Annotated in this window: 15 protein-coding genes; 3 read left to right on the top strand and 12 right to left on the bottom strand. The window is 41.2% G+C overall.

What is annotated here, in order from left to right; translation table 11 throughout:
* Positions 1-115 precede the first annotated feature (115 nt).
* The 7 genes from IPJ86_16555 to IPJ86_16585 form a co-directional block, all read right to left on the bottom strand.
* Positions 116-637: a response regulator gene (locus IPJ86_16555; GenBank protein MBK7888833.1), complete on the bottom strand. Its 522-nt coding sequence runs from the start codon at positions 635-637 to the stop codon at positions 116-118.
* A 7-nt stretch (positions 638-644) separates the two neighbouring features.
* On the bottom strand, positions 645-1007 hold the full coding sequence (locus IPJ86_16560; GenBank protein MBK7888834.1) for an Hpt domain-containing protein: 363 nt from the start codon (positions 1005-1007) through the stop codon (positions 645-647).
* Between the two features lie 124 nt (positions 1008-1131).
* Complete coding sequence (locus IPJ86_16565; protein MBK7888835.1) at positions 1132-2709, bottom strand: response regulator; 1578 nt, start codon at positions 2707-2709, stop codon at positions 1132-1134.
* A 346-nt stretch (positions 2710-3055) separates the two neighbouring features.
* On the bottom strand, positions 3056-3745 hold the full coding sequence (locus tag IPJ86_16570) for a hypothetical protein (GenBank protein MBK7888836.1): 690 nt from the start codon (positions 3743-3745) through the stop codon (positions 3056-3058).
* On the bottom strand, positions 3738-4121 hold the full coding sequence (locus tag IPJ86_16575; protein ID MBK7888837.1) for a response regulator: 384 nt from the start codon (positions 4119-4121) through the stop codon (positions 3738-3740). The genes IPJ86_16570 and IPJ86_16575 overlap by 8 nt, the downstream gene beginning before the upstream one ends.
* A gap of 18 nt (positions 4122-4139) precedes the next feature.
* Complete coding sequence (locus tag IPJ86_16580) at positions 4140-6101, bottom strand: tetratricopeptide repeat protein (GenBank protein ID MBK7888838.1); 1962 nt, start codon at positions 6099-6101, stop codon at positions 4140-4142.
* A gap of 275 nt (positions 6102-6376) precedes the next feature.
* Complete coding sequence (locus IPJ86_16585; GenBank protein MBK7888839.1) at positions 6377-6637, bottom strand: hypothetical protein; 261 nt, start codon at positions 6635-6637, stop codon at positions 6377-6379.
* Positions 6638-6970: 333 nt separating this feature from the next.
* Here IPJ86_16585 and IPJ86_16590 point away from each other — a divergent pair, with 333 nt between their 5' ends.
* Both IPJ86_16590 and IPJ86_16595 read left to right on the top strand, forming a co-directional pair.
* Complete coding sequence (locus IPJ86_16590) at positions 6971-7834, top strand: sigma-70 family RNA polymerase sigma factor (GenBank protein MBK7888840.1); 864 nt, start codon at positions 6971-6973, stop codon at positions 7832-7834.
* A gap of 459 nt (positions 7835-8293) precedes the next feature.
* Positions 8294-9274: a ribonucleotide-diphosphate reductase subunit beta gene (locus IPJ86_16595; protein ID MBK7888841.1), complete on the top strand. Its 981-nt coding sequence runs from the start codon at positions 8294-8296 to the stop codon at positions 9272-9274.
* 243 nt (positions 9275-9517) lie between these two features.
* Here the strand turns inward: IPJ86_16595 and IPJ86_16600 are convergent, their stop codons facing one another.
* Entirely contained in the window at positions 9518-10216 is a 699-nt protein-coding gene (locus IPJ86_16600) for a hypothetical protein (GenBank protein ID MBK7888842.1), read from the bottom strand.
* 185 nt (positions 10217-10401) lie between these two features.
* Complete coding sequence (locus tag IPJ86_16605; protein ID MBK7888843.1) at positions 10402-11556, bottom strand: cysteine desulfurase; 1155 nt, start codon at positions 11554-11556, stop codon at positions 10402-10404.
* A gap of 211 nt (positions 11557-11767) precedes the next feature.
* Here IPJ86_16605 and IPJ86_16610 point away from each other — a divergent pair, with 211 nt between their 5' ends.
* Complete coding sequence (locus IPJ86_16610; GenBank protein MBK7888844.1) at positions 11768-13330, top strand: glycine--tRNA ligase; 1563 nt, start codon at positions 11768-11770, stop codon at positions 13328-13330.
* A gap of 345 nt (positions 13331-13675) precedes the next feature.
* On the opposite strand, the gene IPJ86_16615 is transcribed toward IPJ86_16610, so the two are convergent.
* The 3 genes from IPJ86_16615 to IPJ86_16625 form a co-directional block, all read right to left on the bottom strand.
* On the bottom strand, positions 13676-13987 hold the full coding sequence (locus IPJ86_16615; protein MBK7888845.1) for a type II toxin-antitoxin system RelE/ParE family toxin: 312 nt from the start codon (positions 13985-13987) through the stop codon (positions 13676-13678).
* Between the two features lie 5 nt (positions 13988-13992).
* Entirely contained in the window at positions 13993-14229 is a 237-nt protein-coding gene (locus IPJ86_16620) for a hypothetical protein (GenBank protein MBK7888846.1), read from the bottom strand.
* A 335-nt stretch (positions 14230-14564) separates the two neighbouring features.
* Positions 14565-17330: a T9SS type A sorting domain-containing protein gene (locus IPJ86_16625; GenBank protein ID MBK7888847.1), complete on the bottom strand. Its 2766-nt coding sequence runs from the start codon at positions 17328-17330 to the stop codon at positions 14565-14567.
* Positions 17331-17484: the final 154 nt, after the last annotated feature.

The following is a 17484-nucleotide window of genomic DNA, read 5'->3' on the forward strand; positions in this document are numbered from 1 at the left end:
ATCTTGCTATGAGAAGCAACTCCTCTCCACTTAGAGGAAAGTTCTGTAATATGTAGAAAAGATTTCATCTAATTTAAAATAAGCCGGTAGCCGGTAGCTCACAGCCGGCAGCGAATCAATACCAACTCGGACTGGAACGAATCAATCCTTTTGTTTGAAGGATGACAACAACGGCAATCATGATGAGCATGCCTACGCCAAAAAATATCATCAGCTTTTTATAGCGACTGGCATCACCTGCCATTTTATGATAGCGGTAAATATTAAATACGGTTTTTTCCGCTCTTAAAAATGCTCCTTCCCCTTTAACAATATAGTCAAAAGCACCATATTTCATGGTGTTCACGGCTACTTCAATCTGATCCTGGCCGGAAATCATCACCACTTCAATTTCGGCGCTGATTTTTTTTAGTTCTTTAAGGATATCGATACCGTCCATGGCATCCCGCACTTGCGAATTTAAATTGTAGTCGAGGAAAACGATAGAGGGAATTCTAACCTGAGATGCAGCTAAACATTCTTCTCCGGTAGGGAAAGCATGTATTTCATAAGCCGGCATTTTCTCCAGATTATCTTTGAGCAATTCGCGCTGCATAGGTTCGTCATCGACGATATAAATAAGCGTTTTCTGTGCCATGGCGGGATTAATTACCTAAATCACGAAGTGCCTTCTCTAATTCAGCACTGATGATTTCATATTGTTTTTTGAAGTTTTCAATTTGTACAGGAATGCGATCAAGATTGGATTGCTCACCGGCCATTTTCTCAATGTCTTTCACCAGTTCTTCTGAACCTTTTGCGCCAAAATATCCCAACTGTGGTTTCAGTGCATGTGCCGTTTGACGCAGACCCGACCAATCCTTACTCATCGTGTATAATTCCATCTGCTGGATGCTGATCGGAGCTCCGGTCAGAAACATGCGAATGTATTTTATCATTTTATCATTCGCTCCTCCGGTGAGGCTGCGCAGATAGCTCAGGTCCGTAATTTGGGATAGTTGATCCATGGGGTAAAAGTATATTATTTATAGGGAAAGTTAAAATTTAACAGGGTTATCATCATAAGAATTAGCGATATTTTAAGCGATATCCTCAAGGATGACCTGTTGTACCGTGAAAGAGATACGAGTATTACCCCACCAATTGAATGACTATCTTTTTCAGTTTTTCAGGTTCAAAAGGTTTGGCCATGTGCATGTTCATTCCCGATTCCAGGCATTTGTCAATTTCTTCCTTTACCGCATTGGCAGTCAATGCCAGAATAGGAGTGGAGGCATTGATATTTCCGGAGCTTCTGATCAGTTTGGTGGCGGTATAACCATCCATCACCGGCATATGTACATCCATAAAGATCAGGTCGTACTTTTGTTCCGCCGACTTGTCTACTGCTTCCTGTCCGTTGTTGGCCACATCGATTTTGATGCCCTCAAACATTCCTTCCAGCGTATCGATGGCGACCATCTGATTCATCGGCTGATCTTCCGACAGTAATACATGGATGGGTCGTGATAAGGTCTCGGTTTCCTGATGTTCTGTTTTCTCAATGGGTTTGCCCACAGGATAGGGGAGAAGAAACCAAAAAGTAGTTCCCACTCCTTTCGTACTCGATACCTGCAGGGTTCCTCCCTGCAATTCTACCAGTTGCTTACTGATACTTAATCCTAATCCGGTACCTCCGAATTTACGAGTCGTTTCGCTGTTCTCCTGTGAGAAACTTTCAAAGATTTTATGAATCTGGTCGGCGGAGATTCCTATTCCGGTATCTACTACTTCAAATTTCAGCCATACAGGATCAGTACCTTTTTCCTTACTGATTTGAATGGTGATCGTTCCTCCTTCAGGAGTGAATTTTATCGCGTTGCCCGTTAGATTGATGAGAATCTGAGTCAAACGGGTCGGATCGCCTTTTATCCATTTTGGTACTTCATCGGTAAAGGTGTAGAGGAGATTTAATTTCTTCTCTTCCGCACGGAGATGCAGGGTCTGATAGACACTATCCACCGTTTCGGTGAGATCAAAGTCGATTTCTTCGAGGACAATTTTCCCCGCTTCTATTTTTGATATGTCCAGAATGTCATTAATGATGTTGAGCAAATTTTTACTCGCTTGTCGCATGGCGTTCAGGTAGCGCAACTGATCTTCCCTCGGACCTTTTTCAAGCAGAAGATTGGTCATACCCACGACCGCATTCAATGGTGTTCTGATTTCATGACTCATGTTGGCCAGAAATTGTTGTTTGAAAGCTGCACTTTGCAAAGCGACTTCTTTTTCTTCAACAGCCTGATTTAAATTCTCCTTTGCCTGAATTCCTTCAATCAATAATTGAAGATCATTAATGGTTTTTTGCAGCGTAGTTTCGAGATCACTGAAATCGATGGGCTTTGTTACAAAATCATAAGCCCCGCGATTCATGGCTGTCCGGATATTTCCCATATCACCATAAGCCGAGGCGACAATTGCACGAGTAGGACGTTGGACGGCTTTTAACTCGTTCAGAAAAGTCAATCCGTCCATGATGGGCATATTGATATCCGTTACAATAATACCAATGGAGGGATCTTCCATAAGCTTACCCAATGCGTCCTCTCCGTTTTGGGCAAAGCTGAGTTTAAAATTCCCTTCTTTTACCTGCTTGCGGAACCGTTGCTTGACCAGAATTTCCAGATCCGGTTCATCGTCAACAAAGAGTATATGGGTGGAGGAAGACATTTTATTTTTAGTGTTTAATGTGTTTTTACTTTCTTAATATTTACGCTGCAAATCCGGGTTTTTTAATTCAGAATTCAGAATTCAGAATTCAGAATTATTTTTCTTTTTACTCAATCTTTAATCTCAATCTTTAATCTCAATCTTTAATCTCAATCTTTAATCTCAATCTTTAATCTCAATCCTCAATCCTCAATCCTCAATTCTCAATTCTCAATTCTCAACCCTTTATTCTAAATTCTAAATTCTGAATTCTGAATTCTGAATTCTGAATTATCACTTTGATCGCTAATATACTAAAAAATATTCTTTTTAACCAACAAATTGAATGTGAACTAAGTTAATTGCTCTATTTAACATAGATGGTTAATGGTTCAACAACGATCTGCTCTTCTTTTGGAAAGAGGCCATTGATGTTACGAAACACAACGGTGTAACCGCTCTCCGCTTTTTTCAATTGTTCTTTTAGTTCTTCGCTGAAAGTGTTTTTTTCCATACGAAGGGATTTTATTTTCTTTCGGTCTTTATTATATATTTCAACTGTAAACCCTCTGTTTGCGGGAATAGGTTTGTACATAGAGCCGGTAAAGTAAACTTCCAGTTCATTTGCTGCCAGGATAACAGCGACACTCGCCATCGAATCGCGAAAGTTTTTTAGTGCAGCCACAGGTTTTCCCAATGGACGTACATCATATATTTTTTCCAGGATCATTTTTTGATCGTTGTATACCCGAATAGTATCACTGCCTTTTTCACGGTAGACAAGTCTTGCACGGATCGCTGTTCCTGCTCTCATTTCAATGGGGCCACCGGTTCTTTCCAAACGGATGTTGTCACTTTCTGATATCCCTTTAAGGACGAGCGTGTTCGTTATCGCTGTGTACATCACCGCTGAGTCGGGTGAGGTGAGGTTTGCATTTATTAAAACGGGAACCGATTGGGCATTGAGATTATTTAATCCGAAAAGTACCAGGACGGTCGTCAGCAGAAAAGTGCTGCTCCTTACCCGTGGTTGAATATTCAATGGATGGTTATTCATTATTGTTGGGATATAAACGTAAACGCGATTCCAGTTCTTTGAAATCAACAGGTTTGGTAATGAAATCATCGGCGCCCAGATTTTTCGCCTTTGTTTGATGTTCGTCATCACCGTATGCTGATATCATCATGACTTTTAATTCAGGGAAATCAATTTTTACTTTTTGCAACAGCTCAAACCCTGACATCCCCGGCATATTAATATCAGAGAGGATCAATGCATAATCCGCCCTATCCGGATTTCTCAGAAAACTCAAGGCATCTTCTCCCGAGAAAGCAAATTCAAGTTCTACCAACCCTTCCCGAATAGCTTTTCGGAAGCGTTGCCGGAACAATAGCTCCACATCTTTTTCATCGTCAACAATCAGAATTTTAATAGTCATTTTTGAAGACATTTATCCTTTAATAGGAATGGTAATTATAAATTCAGTATATTCATTTTCCCTGCTGTCTAATTGTAGCGTTCCCTGATGCCTGTTTTTGATGATGTCAAAACTCATGCTCAGTCCTAACCCCGTCCCCTGACCGCTGGGCTTTGTAGTGAAGAATGGTTCAAAAATTTTCTCGGCAATGGTTGTAGGTATGCCGGGACCGTTATCTCTTAATCTGATTTCAATTTTATTATTCTTCAATACAGTAGAAATTTTTAACAGGCTTTTACCCCCATTTTCTTTTTGCACTTTCTCACGCATCGCATAAAAGGCATTATTGGCTAAGTTCAGAAACACGCGGTTCATATCCTGCTGTACAACTTCGGCTTTGGGTAAATCAGCTTGCAGGTTTTCTTCAATCGCGCATTGAAAGTCTTTGTGATTAGCACGCATACCATGATAGGCCAGATTAACAGCCTCATGCAAGAGCTGATTGACATCGGCGATTTCTTTTTCATCAGAGCCCTGCCGGCTATGTTGTAACATGCTTTTTACAATGCGTTCCGCTCGCTTACCGTGTTCATGAATTTTACTCAAACTCCCCTTTAATTCATCGGCAAGTTCTTTTCGTTCTATGGGATCTTCCGTCGAGGTAAATTCATCAATCACTTCCAGCGCCCCTTCCGAGAAATTATTTACGAAATTCAAAGGGTTTTGAATCTCATGCGCTATGCCTGCTGTCAGCTGTCCCAGTGAAGCCATCTTTTCACTTTGGATAAGCTGATCCTGGGTGGCGTGCAAACGTTTCAAGGTATCTTCCAGTTCAGAGTTGGATTGTATCAGTTTAACGTTCGACTTCTTCTTAAAAGTATAACGGTTATACAACAGGAGTACAAAGAAAATGGCGCAGGCAGAAAGAATAATCAGCAGGTTTCTGAAATTTTTTTGCTTACTGATCATCAATTCTTTCAAAGCCAGATCCCTTTCACTGATGGCTTTTTCCCTGGTAAGTTGCTCCACTTCTGCCGTTTTTTCCTCGAGAGCCTGATCTTTTTCCTGTAAAGCAATGTCTGTTTTGGTGATGATCTGACTGAGCTCAAGTTGTTTGGCATTGCTTGCCAGGGATTGTTCCTGATATTGTTTTTGTAAGAGGTCAATTACCCTTTCCTTTTCTTCAAGTTCTGTTTTTAAAGCAATTTTTCCGGATGGAGTTTTTTTGGCAGCGGTACTAAGAGAATCTTTTAAATCGCGATACTTTTCATGGTAGAAATCTGCTTTCGTAAAATTATCGCTGAAGCTGAAATAAGTGAACAATTGCAGATAGGAGTCCTTGATCAGTTTATGTATTATTAATTGATTTTCATAGCTAAGACTTTTATGAAAATACTCTAATGCCATCTCAAAACGGCCGCGCTTAAATTCTGTTAAGCCCAGATTTCTATGAAGGAGACCTTTTAGTTTGGGTTCTTTCTCTGTAGCAATGATCGTTAAGCCGGTGTTGAAGTTTTCCTGAGCATGTTTAAAATCATTTTGACGTAAGTAAACTTCACCGATACTATTGTAACAAACCGCAGCTTGTGGATTCATCTTCAACGTCGAATAGGCATTTGCCGCTCTTCTGAAAAACATTTCCGCTTTTTCATATTCTCTTAAGGAAACATGACATTGCCCGGTCTGCGCAAGGATAAAAGCAGTCACTTTGGGTAATTTACCCTGACCATTTACTGTGGAGGATTCAGTGTAAAGGGAGATGGCGGTACTGAAGTTTTTAAGTTCCTGTTGGGCCAAAGCACATTGAAGAAGGGCAATACCGATTGCTTTTTGACTATTGATCCTCTTTGCTGCCTCCAGAGATGTGTTAAAATAATTGTAAGCTGTGGCAGGTTCTTCCTTTTTTAAATAGAGAAGCCCCAGATTCCCCGAGCTGGCTACTATAGCTTTGTCGTTTTTGTTGGTTATAGCCACCTGCAACCTTTTTTTGTTCACAGTTTCGTTACCGGCAAAAGGAAGTAAACGGTTCGAGAGTTGTGGCTTAAGAAACTCGTTAAGGGAGTTATTTTCAGATAAAAACTGGTAAAAATCTCCATCTTGACAATGAACAGGAGAAAAAATAGACAACAACATAAAAAAAGGAAGAAGGAAAAGTCTGAATCTTTTTACTGTAAAATATTGGTGCAGACTTACTATTGAGGAAACTCCCGTCATCGGATTGAGAATGAATTTGAGCTCCGTAAAATAGTGAAAAATAAGTAGAAGGATATTTATCTTCTTCCGGCTAACTTCACTACAACCTTTTCACGGTCTTTCTTTTCAGACATGCGTCTGGAAATTTCAAAAACCTGTTGACGGCTGGCAGCCTGATGAAAAGCCGCATTTCGCTGTTGCTCAGAAATATCAGGGAAGTTCTTCATTTCAAGCAGATCGTCAAGTATAAATCCGGACTGCGTCGACAAGCGTTCGAGTTGATGTAGGTTCATCTCGATTTTCTTTAATTCCTTTTGTTGATCTCTTTTAATTTTCATTTAAAAGTTGGTAATGAGTGCATGGCTAATTTAGCAAGTACTTGATTTGAAATCGAGAACTTGAATATTGGTTTTCAACAAGCCATGGTTTATTAAGTTGGATGGACAGTTTCGAACCCTCTTAACTAAATTTAGGTATACAAATACTAACTTGATATGCTATCCGTTTGATTTTCGCTGAGATGCCCAACATTAACATCAGTTGGTTAGTTATTTTATCAGAACATTAAGAAAAGGTATTGACAAAGAGAATATATTATGTAACTTGCACCCCTGTTTGAAAGACATCTCTGCGGAGTTTTTTGTGCGTAAAGTATTAATAAATAGAAAGATATGCGTCAGCTAAAAATCACGAAATCCATTACCAACCGCGAAAGCGCCTCTTTTGAAAAGTATTTACAGGAAATTGGAAAAGAAGAACTTATTACTGCTCAGGAAGAAGTTGTACTTGCTCAGAAGATCAGAACAGGTGATCAACGCGCTTTAGAAAAGTTAGTACGGGCCAATCTTCGATTCGTTGTATCAGTTGCAAAACAATATCAAACTCAAGGCCTTAGCCTTCCGGATCTTATCAATGAAGGCAATCTGGGCTTAATAAAGGCTGCAAAGAAGTTTGATGAAACCCGCGGTTTTAAATTCATCTCTTATGCCGTATGGTGGATTCGTCAAAGTATCATGCAGGCATTAGCAGAACAAGCTCGTATTGTTCGATTGCCACTCAATCAATTAGGTGCTGCCAACAAAGTGAAAAAGGCATTTTCTGAACTGGAGCAAAAATTTGAACGTGAACCAAGTCCGGAAGAATTAAGCGCAGTACTTGACCTGCCAATGGACAAAGTTGCGAATACCATGAAAATGCCCGGAAAGCATGTTTCAATGGATGCGCCACTTGTTCAGGGAGAAGATTCTACTTTATTGGATGTACTTGAAAACGGTGATAGTCCGGGTGCCGATTCTGCATTAATTAACGAATCCCTTCAGAAAGAAATCAACCGTTCCCTGGCTACTCTTAGTGAGCGTGAACAAGATGTCATCAAAATGTTCTACGGAATTGGCATCCAGCATGGCTTATCTTTAGAAGAGATCGGCGAAAAATTTGACCTCACCAGTGAACGTGTACGTCAAATAAAAGAAAAGGCCATCAAAACATTACGTCAAAACTCCAGAAATAAGCTCCTCAAAGCTTACCTCGGTTAATAAATATTTTACACAAAATAATAAAGGGTTCGCATCAGCGAACCCTTTATTATTTAAATTAATAAATAGTTTTCTATTTACTATTTAACCTAATCTTAATTCAATCCACAATTCCACAATTCCACAATTCCACATTTCCACATTTTCACATTTCCACAACTCCACATTTCCACAATCCCACCCTTCTCACCTGTATTTCAATTGTATTCCTACTGTATTCCAACTGTATCTCAACTGTATCTCAACTGTATCTCAACTGTATTTCAACTGTATCTCAACCGTATCTCAACTGTATCTCAACCGTATTTCAACCGTATTCCAATAGTATCAAAATTGTTCAAAACACCGCCGATTCTGTTCAAAAGATAAAGCCACTTTCTTTGTCTAAGGAATTAGTTTTCGCTTCTTTTGTACTGCTAATCTCATTTCATTTATACCAATCAAAATAAACAAAATTTCATGGGCGACAACCATTACAACGACGAACTCCTGTTGCAGGAAAACAAAGAACGCTTCGTTTTATTCCCGATTAAATATGACAAAATCTGGGCAATGTATAAACAGGCTGAAAATAGTTTCTGGACAGCAGAAGAAGTTGATCTTTCTGTTGACCTGAAAGACTGGGAGCGCCTGAATGATGGAGAACGTCATTTTATTTCTCATGTCCTTGCTTTTTTCGCAGCCAGCGATGGTATCGTGAATGAAAACCTGGCAGTGAATATGATGAATGCTGTTCAGCTTCCGGAAGCCCGTTGCTTTTATGGCTTTCAGATTATGATGGAGAATATTCACTCGGAGATGTATTCACTACTCATTGACACTTATGTGAAAGATCCTGCTGAAAAAAGTAAACTCTTTAATGCGATTGAAACAGTACCTTGCGTAAAGAGAAAGGCAGATTGGGCGCTTCGATATATTGACAATGGTTCATTTGTTCACCGTCTGGTTGCCTTTGCTGCTGTAGAAGGGATTTTCTTCAGTGGATCCTTCTGTTCTATCTTCTGGTTAAAGAAACGCGGACTGATGCCGGGATTAGCCACATCCAATGAATTCATCTCACGCGATGAAGGTATGCATTGTGAATTCGCCTGTTTACTTTATGGTATGCTGAAACATAAGTTGACGGAAGAAGAAGTCACTACTATTATCAGGGATGCGGTGGTGATTGAACAAGAGTTCGTGACCGATGCATTGCCGGTAAATTTAATTGGTATGAATGCAAAAATGATGTGTCAGTATATCGAATTTGTTGCTGATCGTCTTCTTAACTCCCTCGGCTATCCGAAAATCTATAATAGCGATAATCCTTTCGATTTTATGGAAACCATTTCTCTTGAAGGTAAAACCAATTTCTTTGAGAAGCGCGTTTCCGAATATAAGAAAGCCGGTGTAGGCGTTGATCGCGCCGATCAGGAACTGAAATTCAACGAAGATTTTTAATTCCCGCCAACATTAAAAAGGAAGCCCCGTTGCATGCAACGGGGCTTCCTTTTTAATGTTTAATGTTTAATGTTTCAAAAGTTGTTCATTTCAGTGTTCTATTATTTGCAATAGCAAGTAGCAAAAAGCCGGAAGCCGGAAGCTGGAAGCCGGAAGCCGGAAGCTGGTAGCCTGAAGCCGGAAGCCGGAAGCCGGAAGCAAAAAAAGGGAAGCCCCATTGCATGCAACGGGGCTTCCCTTTTTTTAATTATTCTTCAACCTTCTTAAAAATTCCTCCTGCAGAAAATTTTCAGTGACTTTCATCTTGGGCAGAAGTACAGTGTCTTCAATCAGTCCATGGACAGTTAAATCGCGTTCAAAATTCTGAAGCTGATGTAAAAGTATTCTGTAGGGAGTTTTATTTGTTAATGGCGGATCATACATCAATATCGTTTCACGGATTTGCTGCAAATCCTTTTCTGTATCATCATGATGATCTTCTTCAAATTCCTGAAGTGAATAGCGATCGCTTTTTTGATAGAAATGATATAAATTGAAGTAGTTATTCTCCGCGTGCAGTAAGAAATCTATATAAGGTAACAAATGCTGCTCCTCTTCGCATATATGCAGGGTCAAATTGACTTTATAAGAAGAATAAAAATCTAGTAAGATGGAGAGCAATGGGTGGTCCACGGAATAATCCTGTAAAAGCAAATGAATACTTTGTTCCATTTCAGGAAGCTTCTTGTGAATGTAAAGACGATGCGTTTTGCGGATATAATCCAGAATTAAATCAACCGGAAAATGCATGAATGATTTCGGGTTGAATTCTCCCGGCAATTCAAAAGCTACCGAAAGTTCATGAACCAGGTCGTTGAATCCGCGTCGCTTTTCCTCCTCCGTAATGATATTCGGATAAGGGTAGCGCTGAAGAATTTGTCCGGTATACTGTGTCGGAAACATGGGTGGAAGAATAATAACTGTAGATGGGCAAAGGTAGGGATGAAATGGTAATTTATATATGGTTTTTATTAACCTTCCTTACGAATTATAAACAAACGGGAATGGCAATGAGTTGATAAATAGTAATTTAGAAAATCTGTTCATCAGGATACATGAACTCAAGGTCAAGATGGGAATCCGGTGACTTAGATTCCCTTTTTAGCAAGAAGTGTATCTAACGTTGCGCCTATCCGAAATATCGCATCTCGTATTTCTGCTTCAGAAGTATCTTTTCCTATACTGATTCGGATGCTCCCATCTATTTCAACATCCTTTAAACCCATCGCCCGAAGTACATGACTGGGTTCAGGTAGGGCAGAGGTGCAGGCGGAGCCCATGCTGAAAGCAATTTCAGGTAAGGCTTTGATGAGCTGTTCACTCTTTAAACCGGGAAAGTGGAGGTTCGTGGTGTTGGGTAAGCGTGATTTAATACTGCCATTGATGTAGCCGCGCTGATGTAGCGTGAGCTGTTGTTCGAGGAGCGTGCGCCAGCGCGAAGTATGGATCCCATAGTCCCATAAATTTTCTCCGGCTAACCGACAGGCTTCTCCAATTCCAACGATGCCCGGAACATTTAAAGTGCCTGAACGAAGTCCCTGCTCATGTCCGCCTCCGGTGATTTCAGCAATTAATTTTACACGTGGGTCTTTCCGTCTTACATACAATGCACCAACGCCTTTTGGTCCATATACTTTATGCGCAGAGAGGGTGCAAAGGTCCAACTTATTCTCATTCACATTCACTCTGATCTTTCCAATGGCCTGCGTTGTATCACTGAGATGCAACACTTTTCGTTCTCTGCAAATCTCACCAATCCCCCGACTATCTTGCACCACCCCTGTTTCGTTATTCGCCATCATCACAGCAACCAGCACCGTATCTTCACGAATTAATTTTCTTAACTCATCCGGATTGATGATGCCTTCCCGGTCTACCGGTAAAAAACTCGTTTCAATATTTTTAAATCCTAAATCTTTCGCGGTGTCTAAAACAGCTTTATGTTCAGTAGCGCAAACAATTAAATGTCGTCCCTTTTGTGCATAGGCTTCCATGGCGCCACGAATGGCCAGATTTAATGATTCCGTTGCTCCCGATGTGAAAATTATTTCCGAAGGTTCAGCACCGATGAGTTCGGCCACCTGTGCGCGGGCTTTCTCCACCACAGCAGCGGCAGTCCATCCATACGTATGCGTCTTGCTGGCAGCATTCCCGAATTTCTCGCTGAAATAAGGCAGCATGGCTTCCAAAACGTTGGTGTCGACCGGGGTAGTGCTGTTATGATCCAGGTATATTGAAGGCATTCTGCAAAAGTGCAAAAATGATTATCGTATTCTATAAAATTCTACAATAGATCGCGGATGACGCTGATTATTATGATTTTCACGGATTTGTTGGCAGGGTCTTTTCGGGATCCGGTTTGGAGGGCTCTTTTGTTTGTAGTTTATGCTTTTTGATATCACCTTAATCCTTATACAATCTCCCGAATCTTTAGAATATGCTATTTTTGCCGCTATGTCTACAGTTACGATTAAGAAGCTTACAGGAGAAGAGCTGTTCAAGAATATTATCAGCCATTGCAAGGAGTATGGATTTATTTTTCAGTCCAGTGAGATCTATGACGGACTCAGTGCAGTCTATGATTACGGCCAACAGGGAGCTGAGCTGAAGAAAAACCTCCGCGATTATTGGTGGAAGTCGATGGTGCAGCTTCATGAAAATATTGTGGGTATTGATGCTGCTATTTTTATGCATCCCACTACCTGGAAAGCTTCCGGACACGTGGATGCATTTAATGATCCGCTCATCGACAATAAAGATTCAAAAAAGCGCTACCGTGCGGATGTGTTGATTGAAGAATACATCTCAAAAATAGAAGCTAAAATCCGTAAGGAAGTAGAAAAGGCGAGTGCGCGCTTTGAGAATTTTGATGAGACGATGTTCCTCTCCACCAATCCACGTGTGCTCGAGAATCAGAAGAAGATCGACGAAATTAATGTCCGCTTTAAATCGGCACTGGAGGAGAATAATCTGGAGGAAGTAAAACAGATCATCATCGACCTTGAAATTACTTGTCCGGTGAGTGGTACCCGTAACTGGACCGACGTGCGTCAGTTTAATCTGATGTTCAGTACTCAAGTAGGTTCTGTGAGTGAAGATTCGAGTACGATATATTTGCGTCCGGAAACAGCGCAGGGAATTTTTGTGAATTTTTTAAATGTGCAGAAGACCGGCAGGATGAAAATTCCTTTTGGTATTGCACAAACCGGCAAGGCATTTCGTAATGAGATTGTGGCGCGTCAGTTTATTTTCCGCATGCGGGAGTTTGAGCAGATGGAAATGCAGTATTTTGTAAAACCCGGAACAGAACTCGAATGGTATGAGAAGTGGAAGCAAACACGCATCAACTGGCACCGCAGTCTTGGTTTCCCGGATAATAAATATCGTTTTCATGATCATATCAAACTCGCCCATTATGCCAATGCGGCCTGTGATATCGAGTTTGAATTTCCATTTGGATTTAAGGAACTGGAAGGAATTCATTCCCGGACAGATTTCGATTTAAAGAGTCACGAAGTGTTCAGCGGTAAAAAGCAACAGTATTTTGATCCGGAGGACAATGAAAACTACATTCCCTATGTGGTTGAAACGTCCATCGGTTTGGATCGTCTCTTCTTAGCTACACTTTCACAAGCGTATGCTGAAGAAATACTGGAAGATGGAAGTTCACGTGTGGTATTGCGGATTCCTCCCTTTCTTGCTCCCTATAAAGTCGCCGTACTTCCCTTGCTGAAAAAGGACGGACTCCCTGAGAAAGCACGCGAAATTTTAGATCGCCTCAAATTCGACCATCTCTGCATTTACGAAGAGAAGGATTCTATCGGTAAGCGTTACCGAAGAATGGATGCCATCGGTACACCGCTCTGCATAACGATAGATCATCAGACACTCGAGGACAATATGGTGACCATCCGCGATCGTGATACCATGCTGCAGGAACGGATCTCCATTGAGCAATTATCAGCAAGGGTGAATGATAAAGTGAGTTTGCACAATCAATTGATGAAGCTTTGTTGATTTGAGAGGATTGTAAAAGGGAGAGCGTGGGGGTTGCTATGGCGGGGATTAACTTAAATTATTATTAATAAAGCTACATTTCAAATGTAACTAAAGTTTGCCGTCCGAAATGATATGCTGTAGCTTGTCGCGTCTCCTCCTTTCATGACGATATATGGTGGTAGAGTATCTCAATCAAAGTTTACCACCGCGATCAAAGTTTACAACAGTGAGAAAGAGCAACGCTGCCTCGTGACAACAGGATTGTCAGAAATATCTTTAGCGAATGCTGATATTTTATCGTTCCCAATTCTTTATAATGCGCAGGCAGAGAGGGCTACCCTGTTAGGGGCTGGACAACTACTTTTAACCAGGATGTAATTTCATTTTTTGTGGATTTTGTCTGCAGTCAAAAATGTCCACAATGTAAATTTCATCATTAATTAATCTATAAATAATTTTATAGTTGCCATCAACCAGATAGCGATGCCCTTGTTTAAGTTCTGTTAAATTCTCTTCTATGTGGCCAAGTAGAGGATTTTTAGAGAGTTTTTTAGTAGTAAGGAAAATAGATTTTTTTATCTTGTCTGCAACCCTTTTATTAGCTACTAATTTATAGTACAGGTAAATATTTTTGAGCTCTAATGTTGCAAAATAGGTCCAGATAATTTGTGCCATTCAGACTACCAGTTTTTAGATTGCTGCTCTAATTCTTTTTGAGTTAAAGTGTGCCCTTTTTTTATTTGCTTGTTAGTGAATTCTACTCTTTCGATCAGGTCGTTTTTGGTGAACACAACATCGCCTGGTTTCACATTTTTAATGCTTTTTTGAATGGTCGATTCGATTTTATCAAAAACTTTTTCGTCTTGAACACCTAGTAGGTATTCAATAAGGTTCAATTTTCTTAACTGGAGGCTCATTGATTTCATGGTTTGAAACTTTGTCTAAAGATAAGAACATTGAAGCGTTGTGCAAAAAAGTTCTTTTATTGGAAGAAATTTGCCTTAAGTTTTTATATGGCATTTGCCTAGCCCTGCCGCTCCCGGCAAGTCCCCGCCTGGCTAGACCGGCTACCTTCTTGTCAGGAAAGACGAAATAGGAACAAGCCCCCATCACAAATAAGCAATAGTTTTTCCTGTTCAACCAATGCTTATTCTTATCTTGTCTTTCTTTTTTAATTTCGACATACTTCCATTTTCAGTATCTAGTTAATGAATTTATAAATAGTTGCTTCCTGTGGCCGGCTTATCTTAACCTACTTCTTCGTAAAACCTCTCGCCAATCTCTTCCCGTTTTGTTCCAGTATCAGATAATAAATTCCACTGCGAAGTGCTTGCACGGGAACGGTGAATTTTCCTTCTGATGAGGGAGTGGGTGAGGATTGCCAAACGTTACGTCCTAATTCATCTGTGATACGTGCCTGTAATGGACCGGAGTTGAAAGAGGTAGGAAGTAGAACAGCTATTTCTCTGGCTGCCGGATTGGGAAAAAGTTGAAACGTCTCTAAATCGTCGGTTGAATTCAAGGAGGTGATATCGTTGAGGGAAGTAATATTTGCACTGTACATTCCATTTCCATGTGTAGCCACCGCCACCAATCCATCTGCATAACGCGCTGCAATCATATTCACAATGGAGGTGCCTATATTCCCTGCGCCTTGTTGTATCCAGACAGTGGATGTATTGTTCAGCGTTGTCGTTGCATACAATCCTGTACTTCCTCCGGCAAAATATACCGTTCCGCCGCTCTGCAATGGTAATATACTTGCCCAACGCATAGAGGGTCCATTGCCGGTACCTGAAATATTTGCTTCCAGATTCCCACCCGCTTTTGCCCATGTAGTGCCTCCGTCTGTTGAATGCCACAGACTATACACACTGTAGTTACTAAAAACCACCATCAACTCATCGGCGTTTTGAGGGTTCACGGCAATGCAACTCACATATCCTGAAGCGGGAAATAAATTAGAAGTAATGGTAGTACGAACCGGTGTTCCGGTATTCGCATTGTCCAGACGGTAAATATTCTTTCTGTTAGTGCCATAATAGAGCCGATGTGCCGGAACCGTGCTGATGCTGACCGCTGTGATCACCTCTCCTGCTGTAATAAGCGTGTCGGGAAGCTGTGTCCAGTTGATGGAGATGGTATCAAATTCATTCGTCAACGGAATTCCGCTGAGATCATCATTGCGCCAGATGTATTCTCCGGCGGCCAGATACATGATGTTTTGATTGTTGGGATCCAATACGAAAGGAGCGATGAATTGATAGTTCGTGGCACCGATAGGATCTATTCTTCGATAGGAAGTAACATTTCCGTTGGCGTCAAGCAATGTTTTATACACACGTCCCTGTTGTTTTGAGAAATAATAATCCGTGCTGTTGCCGATGGCAGAATAAGAACCATCACCATCAAAGGAATGTACCCATGGATCAAGAGGATTCACGGAGTTCGTAGTGTAGGTACCGTTATCTTGTAATCCACCTAAAATTAAATTGCTTGTCGTATTCATGTCCAATGTCACCGTATAAAACTGTGAGGAGATATAGCTGCTATTCTTATCATTCCAAACTACATTTGATGCTGTATTGTCGTCGCAACGGGAGATACCACCATCACAAGCCGAATACATGATATCCGGATTGGAAGGTAGAAAGAAGAGTCCATGCTGATCAGGATGGTGACCCGGATATTCATCTACAAAGGGCAATGCCGCGCCGATGGCGTACCCTCCAATAACAGTTGTATTTAATGAATCGTTGAATCCGGAAGTGGATCGAAAAATATTAGTACCGCCAAGGAAAATTATATTCGGATTACCCGGCTTAACTTTTACTACTACATCGTATCCTCCCTGTGTATTCATCCCGTTGAAAACATCAATATTTCCCGGGAGATTCTGTGAAAGATCTGTCCATACTCCACCTGCTCCTGCACCGGTTCCTGATACATATTCATAACGCCACAAACTATTGTATAAAGTGTCGCCTTGAAAGTCGGTGCTGACTCTGCCGAAGCCGGGAGTAGGTCCGAAAAAGTAAACTGTATTTTCATTGTTGGGATCAATACCGATCACTTGTCGGTCATATACTGCCGGAAAGTTAGGCGGGAGAATATTGGTCCAGGTAACGCCATCGGGTGACCGCCAGATGCCTTTTTGAGCAACGGTTCCATCACTGCTGACAGTGGCAAATACAACTCCTGTAGGCGAAACGGCCACATCGGTGAAATACGCCTGCAAGGATTGTGTACCGGCATTTCCTTTTACCAAAGACCATGAAGTACCCCCGTTGACACTGCGGTAGATGGCATCATACATGGCAGCATACACTTCTTCTTGTGTGGTATTGGATGGATCAGTGACAATATTCCAGGTCACATCCCAAACATTATCGAAGGTTTGTGGTGTATTTGAAGTAGTAGATGCCAGTGAGTTCCAGGTTAAGCCTCCATCCGTAGATTTATAAACTCCATTTCCCAGATAAAATGCAGCTCCTCCGCTGGCAGAAGTACCATAAGCCTCACCGGTCAGGTAATACCAGGTATCGGTATGTCCGGTGCGGGTATCCTGTGCAATGGCATTGATGCCTTGATAACTTGCCACAGAGGTGACTCTGTTCCACGTATTCCCGCCATCGCTACTCTTCCAGAGTCCACCGGAAACAGCTCCGGCGAACAGTACATTTTCGTTGGTGACATCTATCGCAAATGCCCTTGTGCGACCACCCAGATTAGATGGACCACGGAATTGCCACGGAACCTGTTGCGTACTTGTTCGGGCGGCCGAATAATTTCCGGGAAGTGTTGCCGCAAAAGCCTGCTCCTTTTCTTTCATCATAAAAGGAATCTTTCCTGTTTTCGGATCCGCCTGACGTTCCAGCTCCCATAATTTCCTCGCACTCAGATTCTCTGAAGATCCCTCTCCGCTAAATTGTTGTTTTCGTACAGCCGCTGTTTTTGTGGATTGACACGACGTCATGACCATGACGGCCATCGCGAATAGAAATAGAATTTTTTTCATTTTATGGAGGGTTGATAAAACGAAGATAATCATATTGATGAAATGAAGATCGTGTTTCCGTTAAATTGTAAGAATGATCACTGCGCCGCGGTTTTTAATTAGAGATGCAGCCGGTTTAAGAAATGGAAAATTATACTTCCGGATTTTAATAGAA

The sequence above is a fragment of the Bacteroidota bacterium genome (assembly GCA_016713925.1).
GTDB lineage: Bacteria > Bacteroidota > Bacteroidia > AKYH767-A > OLB10 > JAJTFW01.

Bases quoted from the DNA above. Each gene is read 5' to 3' on its own strand.
- IPJ86_16605 (MBK7888843.1), bottom strand. From the start codon at position 11,556: ATGCCTTCAATATACCTGGATCATAACAGCACTACCCCGGTCGACACC.
- IPJ86_16585 (MBK7888839.1), bottom strand. From the start codon at position 6,637: ATGAAAATTAAAAGAGATCAACAAAAGGAATTAAAGAAAATCGAGATG.
- IPJ86_16620 (MBK7888846.1), bottom strand. From the start codon at position 14,229: ATGAGCCTCCAGTTAAGAAAATTGAACCTTATTGAATACCTACTAGGT.
- IPJ86_16610 (MBK7888844.1), top strand. From the start codon at position 11,768: ATGTCTACAGTTACGATTAAGAAGCTTACAGGAGAAGAGCTGTTCAAG.
- IPJ86_16615 (MBK7888845.1), bottom strand. From the start codon at position 13,987: ATGGCACAAATTATCTGGACCTATTTTGCAACATTAGAGCTCAAAAAT.
- IPJ86_16555 (MBK7888833.1), bottom strand. From the start codon at position 637: ATGGCACAGAAAACGCTTATTTATATCGTCGATGACGAACCTATGCAG.
- IPJ86_16570 (MBK7888836.1), bottom strand. From the start codon at position 3,745: ATGAATAACCATCCATTGAATATTCAACCACGGGTAAGGAGCAGCACT.
- IPJ86_16600 (MBK7888842.1), bottom strand. From the start codon at position 10,216: ATGTTTCCGACACAGTATACCGGACAAATTCTTCAGCGCTACCCTTAT.
- IPJ86_16595 (MBK7888841.1), top strand. From the start codon at position 8,294: ATGGGCGACAACCATTACAACGACGAACTCCTGTTGCAGGAAAACAAA.
- IPJ86_16625 (MBK7888847.1), bottom strand. From the start codon at position 17,330: ATGAAAAAAATTCTATTTCTATTCGCGATGGCCGTCATGGTCATGACG.
- IPJ86_16565 (MBK7888835.1), bottom strand. From the start codon at position 2,709: ATGTCTTCCTCCACCCATATACTCTTTGTTGACGATGAACCGGATCTG.
- IPJ86_16590 (MBK7888840.1), top strand. From the start codon at position 6,971: ATGCGTCAGCTAAAAATCACGAAATCCATTACCAACCGCGAAAGCGCC.
- IPJ86_16560 (MBK7888834.1), bottom strand. From the start codon at position 1,007: ATGGATCAACTATCCCAAATTACGGACCTGAGCTATCTGCGCAGCCTC.